This window comes from Acidovorax sp. HMWF018, from assembly GCF_003061035.1.
In the GTDB taxonomy this organism is placed as follows: Bacteria; Pseudomonadota; Gammaproteobacteria; order Burkholderiales; family Burkholderiaceae_C; genus Acidovorax; species Acidovorax delafieldii.
On sequence record NZ_QAIM01000501.1, the window covers coordinates 1 to 2,925 of the forward strand.

The window sequence follows — 2,925 nt, forward strand, 5'->3', positions numbered from 1 at the left end:
GCAACACACAAAACCGCTCGCCCGGGAACACGGTGACGTAGTGCGCGTAGTCCAGCTCCCCCCAGCCCCAGCCCACCCAGGGCTTTTGAGCGATCAGGTGCAGCACATTGGCCCACAGCACGCGGCGGCTGGTGCAACCAGGCTCTTCGTCGAGGATGCGCACAAACAGCCCATCCGATGCGAACCCGGTCCAGTCCAGCAGTAAACGGGGCAGCAGCCAGGCCGCTGCGCCATACAAAACCAGTCCCACCAGCCCCACCCCAAGAACCAGACGCCCCCATGACACGCGCCAGCACACCACGAGCCCCAGCAGTAACAACCACTGCGCAGCCCCGGTGCGCGACGCCGTGGCCGCGCTCGACATCGCCAGCAATGCCAGCCCACAAGCCACCAGCCAACCCGTCAACCAACCGGGCCAAGCTTGCCCTGTCTGAAGGGGGGTGGCAGAGCCTGGCTGTTCCAAACGCCCTTGCCTCTGGACCAGGGTCCACAGCAAGGCCCACACACCCAGGCTCAACAGCGTGGCCTGCTGATTGCGCTGGCGCAGGTTGCCAATGGCCTGGCCCAGGGTGGAGGGCTGCACTCCTGGCAGGCCAGGGTCCCCCAGAAAGTACTGCAGCAGCCCGATGACTGCACTGATCAGTGCCGCTACGAGAAGGCCCGCCGCCAGCATCCGGCTCGACACCAGGGCTGGCGCAACCCCGGTCTCCCCTTCCTGATACCGCCCAGGCGAACTGCCGCAGCGAGCCAGGGCCAGCAGCACCAGCACCGCGCCGCAGCCCCAGGACGCCAGCAGGGGCCAGAAGTTGTTGATGGGGGCCTGCGTGAAGCAGAACAGGAACGGCAGCGCCAGTGCCAGCAGTGTCAGCGGCGTGGCCATGGTGGCAAAGGGCATGGGATGGCAGGTCGGGCAGAAAGGGCGCGCCGTGGATCATATGCGCGGCTGCCCGGGTACCCGCTGGCGCCCATGGGACAATCGCCGCCATGCACGCACTGTTTGAAGAAGCCGGCAAATTTCTCGCCGGCCGTATCCTGTCCGAAGCCGATACCTCCGCCCAAGTGGAGCTGGACTCGGGCAAACGGGTCAAGGTCAAGGCCGCCCACATCCTCCTGAAGTTCGAAAAACCCGCCCCGGCAGAACTCGTCGCCCAGGCCCAGGCCGTGGCCGAGACCATCGAGCTGGATCTGGCCTGGGAATTCGCTCCCGAAGACGAATTTGGCTTTGCCGACCTGGCGCGAGACTATTTCTCCGAGAACGCCACCCTGATCCAGCAGGCCGGTGCGCTGTTCCGCCTGTACGACGCGCCCCACTACTTCCGCCGCGCGGGCAAGGGCCGCTTCAAGAAGGCCTCGGCCGAGATCCTGCAGCAGGCGCTGGCCGCCATCGAGAAGAAAAAGGCCATCCTGGCGCAGATCGACGAGTGGGCCGCAGCGCTCGGACGCGGCGAATGCCCGCAGCCCATCCGCGACCAGCTCTACAAGATCCTGTTCAAACCGGACAAGAACGCGCCCGAATACAAGGCCGTGGTCGACGCCAGCCGCGCCACCCACACCGCGCCGCTCGACCTGCTGCAAAAGGCCGGCGCCATCGACTCGGCCTACCAGTTCCACTGGAAGCGCTTTCTGTTCGAGAACTTCCCCAAGGGCACGGGCTTTCCCGCGCTCACGGCGCCCGTCATTGCCGACGAGCTGCCGCTGTCGTCCGCCCAGGCGTATTCCATCGACGATTCGCAGACCACCGAAATCGACGATGCGCTGTCGGTACAAGGCCTGGGCACCGGCACCGTGGTGCTGGGCATCCACATCGCCGCACCCGGCCTGGCCATCCAGCCGGGCAGCGCCATCGACCAGCTCGGACGCGCCCGCCTGTCCACCGTGTACATGCCGGGCTACAAGATCACCATGCTGCCGGATGACGTGGTGCAGACCTACACGCTGGACGAAGGCCGCGCCAACCCGGCAGTGTCGCTGTACGTCACCATCGACGAAGCGACGCTGGAGTTCAAGGGCTCAGAGACCAAGCTGGAGCGCGTGCACGTGGCCGCCAACCTGCGCCACGACCAGCTCGATGCGGTGGTGACCGAAGAATGGCTGTCCAACCCGGCGTTTGAGCACCAAAACGACCCCAAGCGCTTGTCCGAATTGCGCCCACAGCTATCCTTTTTGCACCGCCTCGCCAAGGACCTCAAGGCCCGTCGCGAAGTGGTGCGTGGCAAGCCCGAGAACTTCAACCGGCCGGACTACAACTTCCGCCTGGTCGGCAACAACGGTGCCGAGCCCACGGGCGATGAACAAGTGCAGATCAGCGTTCGCCAGCGCGGCGCGCCGCTCGACCTGATCGTGGCCGAGGCCATGATCGTGGCCAACAGCACCTGGGGCAGCTGGATGGCCGAGCTGGGCGTGCCCGGCATCTACCGCAGCCAGGCCAGCATGGCGCCGGGCGTGAAGGTGCGCATGGGCACCAAGGCGCTGCCCCATGCGGGCATCGGCGTCAAGGCGTATTCGTGGGCCACCTCGCCCCTGCGCCGCTACACCGATCTGGTCAACCAGTGGCAGATCATTGCCTGCGCCCGCCACGGCAAGACGGCCGCCCTGGCCGCGCCCTTCAAGCCCAAGGACGCCGACCTGTTCTCCATCATCAGCAGCTTCGATGCGGCCTACAGCGCCTACAACGGCTACCAAGCCGGCATGGAACGCTTCTGGACGCTGAAATATGTGGAGCAGAACGGCATCGCCGAGCTGAACGCCACCGTGTTCAAGGAAGGCCCGGGCGGCAGTTTCCTTGTCCGCGCCGACGACATTCCGCTCGTGTTCCCCGTGCTGGGCGCTCAAAACCTGCCGCGCGGCGCGCGCCTCAAGGTCAAGCTGGGCGAGGTGGACGAAATCACCCTGGACATCCACGGCACCGTGATCGAGCGCCTGGAC

2 protein-coding genes are annotated in these 2,925 nt (G+C 66.1%); one reads left to right on the forward strand and one right to left on the reverse strand.

Annotated elements, in window-relative coordinates; genetic code table 11:
• The coding region (locus DBR23_RS21360; protein WP_199227770.1) for a pilin glycosylation ligase domain-containing protein at positions 1-895 on the reverse strand (895 nt) is incomplete at its 3' end.
• An 89-nt stretch (positions 896-984) separates the two neighbouring features.
• Here DBR23_RS21360 and DBR23_RS21365 point away from each other — a divergent pair.
• Positions 985-2,925: ribonuclease catalytic domain-containing protein (locus DBR23_RS21365; RefSeq protein WP_233250649.1), on the forward strand; the 1,941-nt coding region annotated here is incomplete at its 3' end.